This window comes from Aphanizomenon sp. CS-733/32 (genome assembly GCF_028330045.1).
Classification (GTDB): domain Bacteria; phylum Cyanobacteriota; class Cyanobacteriia; order Cyanobacteriales; family Nostocaceae; genus Dolichospermum; species Dolichospermum gracile.
Window position 1 is genome coordinate 1 of sequence record NZ_JAQMSE010000047.1, and the last position, 4,250, is coordinate 4,250.

General features: G+C 40.8%; 5 protein-coding genes. 3 read left to right on the forward strand and 2 right to left on the reverse strand.

What is annotated here, in order from left to right:
- Positions 1-151: 151 nt before the first annotated feature.
- On the reverse strand, positions 152-1,690 hold the full coding sequence (gene radA, locus PN471_RS04185) for a DNA repair protein RadA (protein WP_271775783.1): 1,539 nt from the start codon (positions 1,688-1,690) through the stop codon (positions 152-154).
- A gap of 172 nt (positions 1,691-1,862) precedes the next feature.
- On the opposite strand from radA, the gene rpaB reads away from it, so the two are divergent.
- The 3 genes from rpaB to PN471_RS04200 all read left to right on the forward strand — a co-directional run bounded on the left by rpaB (position 1,863) and on the right by PN471_RS04200 (position 3,942).
- Positions 1,863-2,591: a response regulator transcription factor RpaB gene (gene rpaB / locus PN471_RS04190; RefSeq protein ID WP_015079764.1), complete on the forward strand. Its 729-nt coding sequence runs from the start codon at positions 1,863-1,865 to the stop codon at positions 2,589-2,591.
- A gap of 113 nt (positions 2,592-2,704) precedes the next feature.
- The gene (locus PN471_RS04195) at positions 2,705-3,346 is read left to right on the forward strand and encodes a cofactor assembly of complex C subunit B (protein WP_271775784.1); all 642 of its coding nucleotides are present in this window, start codon (positions 2,705-2,707) and stop codon (positions 3,344-3,346) included.
- 77 nt (positions 3,347-3,423) lie between these two features.
- Entirely contained in the window at positions 3,424-3,942 is a 519-nt protein-coding gene (locus PN471_RS04200) for a DUF456 domain-containing protein (protein ID WP_271775785.1), read from the forward strand.
- A 21-nt stretch (positions 3,943-3,963) separates the two neighbouring features.
- Here PN471_RS04200 and PN471_RS04205 read toward each other — a convergent pair whose 3' ends face one another.
- Entirely contained in the window at positions 3,964-4,134 is a 171-nt protein-coding gene (locus tag PN471_RS04205) for a hypothetical protein (RefSeq protein ID WP_271775786.1), read from the reverse strand.
- Positions 4,135-4,250 lie beyond the last annotated feature (116 nt).

Consider the following 4,250-nt stretch of genomic DNA (forward strand, 5'->3'; position numbering starts at 1 on the left):
GACTAGAAGTCGCAGCTACACAGACGAAACCCACCTTCGTGGGTTCAAAAGCCTTGATTTTTCGTTAGTCCACGCAGGTGGACTTTGTTTGTGTAGTAGCGATTTCTAATCGCCGGAAACTTTTCAAACATCCTCTAAGAAATAAATTAGACTATTCATCCCCATCAGGTTCTAAATCTTCCTCTGTCAATTCTTGATGAGGTACAGCCGCAATAATTGCATCTATGACTTTACCTACTGGTAATATCTCTATGCCAATTTCAGGAAATTTTGTGCCTTTAGGAACGATCGCTCTTTTAAATCCCAGTTTTGCTGCTTCTTTTAATCGTAGTTCCATTTGGGAAACCGATCGCACCTGTCCCCCTAATCCTACTTCTCCAATTAAGACTGTACCAGGATCAACGATGCGATCGCGGAAACTGGCAACTATGGCAACGGCAATTCCTAAATCTACTGCTGGTTCTTCTACGTTTAATCCCCCCGCAGAAGCAACATAGGAATCTAATTTGGACATGGGGACACCTACACGCTTTTCTAATACGGCGAGAATTTGCACTAAGCGATTATAATCTATACCTGTACCTGCTCGGCGAGGAGAGGGATAACTGGTAGGGCTAACTAAAGCTTGTAATTCCACTACTATGGGTCTTGTTCCTTCACAAGCTACTACAATGGCTGTACCGGGAGCCGGATCATCACGATTGCCTAAAAATAATTCGGAAGGATTATCAACTTCCCTTAATCCTTGCGATACCATTTCAAATATACCAATTTCGTGTGTTGCTCCGAAACGGTTTTTTACAGTTCTTAATAATCTGTGGGAAGCAAAGCGATCGCCTTCAAAATACAATACAGTATCAACTAAGTGTTCTAATACTCGCGGTCCGGCAATCGTGCCTTCTTTGGTAACATGACCAACAATTAACATCGTAATATCTTCATGTTTTGCCACCTTCATCAAGGCTGCGGTACATTCCCTGACTTGTGCCACTGAACCCGGCGCTGATGTCAAAGCTGGTAAAAATACTGTTTGAATACTATCTATTACTGCCACATTGGGCTTTAAAGAATCTATTTCTCGCAAAATTTCTTCTAAATCCGTTTCTGGCAACACATATAAATCCGCGCCTATACTGTCAGGATCTATGGGTTGTTCAGGATTTGTCACTGGTGCTTCCGGATCTTTGTTTTGATGATCTTCTGTGACGACAAGAGGAGATTTGGACATTCCCAAGCGAGAAGCCCGCAATTTTACTTGTTGTCCAGACTCTTCTCCAGTAATATAGAGAATCCGATATTTTTGTGCTAATTGGTTAGATACTTGTAGCAGTAAAGTAGATTTACCGATACCAGGATCACCACCAATTAATACCATTGAACCGGGAACAACCCCCCCGCCTAAAACTCGATCTAATTCGCCATAACCGGACTCCCAACGAGCAATTTGGCGATCGCTAATTTGGTCAAAAGTCAGAGATGATCTAGCTTTAGCTGGTTTACCATGAGATTTACCATGACCTCCAGCTTGCCAATTTCCCACCCCACCCCGGCTAGGTATATCCCCCAGAAAAGAGCTAATATTCTGCTCAACTAAAGAGTCGTAAGTGTCACAATTTGAACATTTTCCGAACCATTGGGAGAATTCCGCCGCACAATTACTACAGATATAAATGGTTTTTGGCTTTGCCATACTGAAATTTTATTTAATAATCTTAATTTTTTGTTAATTCTTGGAAAAAACGGAAATTTACTAATAGTAATAGTTAGAAGCTCTTTCCAAATCAATTGAGAGCAATGATATCTTAATATTATGATATTAAAAATTAATCATGAAAAATTTTAGTTAAGGAGCATGACAAAACTTGGAAAGTCATAAAGAAAAAATCCTAGTAGTAGACGACGAAGCCAGCATTCGTCGGATTTTGGAAACACGCCTTTCCATGATTGGCTACGATGTAGTGACAGCAGGAGACGGAGAGGAAGCTTTAGAAATATTTCGCAAAGCTGAACCAGACCTGGTAGTTTTAGATGTCATGATGCCAAAACTCGATGGTTATGGCGTTTGTCAAGAATTACGCAAAGAATCGGATGTTCCCATTATTATGCTCACCGCCTTGGGAGATGTCGCCGATCGCATCACCGGGTTAGAATTAGGTGCTGATGATTATGTCGTTAAACCATTCTCCCCCAAAGAACTAGAAGCGCGGATTCGTTCAGTCTTGCGACGGGTGGACAAAACTGGTGCAAATGGTATTCCTAGTTCCGGGGTAATTCATGTCAGCACCATCAAAATTGATACAAATAAGCGTCAAGTTTATAAAGGTGATGAGCGGATTCGCTTAACCGGGATGGAATTTAGCTTATTAGAATTGTTAGTCAGTCGTTCTGGTGAAGCTTTTTCCCGTTCAGAAATTCTGCAAGAAGTGTGGGGATATACTCCTGAACGCCATGTAGATACTCGCGTTGTGGATGTACATATTTCCCGATTACGGGCAAAATTAGAAGATGATCCCAGCAACCCTGAACTAATTCTCACCGCTAGAGGTACTGGTTATCTTTTCCAACGTATCCTAGAACCAGGGGAAGAGTAGGAAGTTAGGTGACAGGTGACAGGTGACAGAGGGAGTAGGGGGAGTAGGGGGAGTAGGGGAAGTAGGGGGAGAAAGAATTTTCCCAATGACCAATGACCAATGACCAATGACTAATGACAAAATCAGATCCTAATCGAGTTTTACGGCGTTTACCCTTAGTTGTTGGGGGTTTAGGTGCTGTGCTTTTGTTAATGAATCGGTTATTAACACCGCAACTGACAAACTCTCAAGCACGAGGAGATGTGCTGGGGGTGATTTTGAGTGCGGTGTTAATTTTAACTGGTTTAATTTGGCAACAGGTACAGCCACGCACACCGGAGACAGTGGAATTGATTGGGGAAGAGGGATTTTTTTTAGCAGCAGATTTACCAGAAGCCGCGAAAATAGAATTAGCCTGGGCATCGCGGTTATTATTAACTAATACAGTCACGCGATCGCTTATAGTTTACCATCAAGGTAAAGTTTTATTACGTCGTGGTATTCTGGCTGCTAAATCGGAAGTAGTCCCAGGAACAATTTTAAAAAAAGTATTAGAAACTCAAAAGCCAATTTATTTAGTGGCTTTGTATGTCTATCCTGGTAAAATTGAATTTGATTATTTACCAGAGAACACACAAGGTGTAATTTGTCAACCAATTGGTAAAGAAGGGGTTTTAATTTTAGCGGCAAATGCTCCCCGCAGTTACACTAAACAAGATGAAAACTGGATTGCGGGAATTGCCGATAAATTAGCTGTAACCCTTGGTAATGGTTGATTCTAATGAATTTAGATCCCCGACTTCTTTAAGAAGTCGGGGATCTGGATATTAATAAAAGTTATAAATTATGAATTATGCAAATTATTTATTTACTCTTAGTGGCTGTGATGTTTGTGGGGATTATTGGTGCTGTAGTTCCAGCCATACCTGGAAGTAGTTTGATTTTAATATCTATTATTATTTGGGGAATTGTGAGTAATTCCTTTGCAGCTATTAAAATTCCCCTGATTGTGACAATCATTGTTTTAGTTCTGAGTACAGGAGTTGATTTCCTGGCTGGTTATATCGGAGCAAAACAAGCCGGTGCTAGTAAGTGGGGACAAATTGGCGCGTTTGTGGGTTTGTTACTGGGATTTTTTGGATTACTACCTGCTTTACCTTTTGGTGGACCATTATTAGGAATTTTATTTGGACCACTGTTAGGTGCAATTGTGGGTGAGTTCCTTTATCAAAGACGATTATGGCCTGCGGTAAAAGCTGGGATAGGGATTACTGTGGGAACGGTTGTCGGGAATTTGATTCAAGGTGTTTTAGCTATCAGTGCGGTGATAGTATTTTTATTGACAACTTGGTCACAGGTATATGGTGGTTAACTATTCGCCGTAAGTATCTGTTTATTTATTTACTTCCTGATTATCCCTTCTCACAAATTGTTGAAAATCTTCTACGGTTGGTTCTTCTAACTGATACTTTTCAGTAGTGTAATCTCCATAACCTACTTCAAATTGTTGAATAAAGCGTAACATTCCTACAACTTCTAAGAGGGTGTTTGAAAAGTCTCTCATGGTGTATCAAATTTTTTCAGATCCCCCTAAATCCCCCTTAACAAGGGGGACTTTGACTCTATTTCCCCCCTTAACAAGGGGGGTTAGGGGGGATCTGTAAGTACCTAAAATCACAA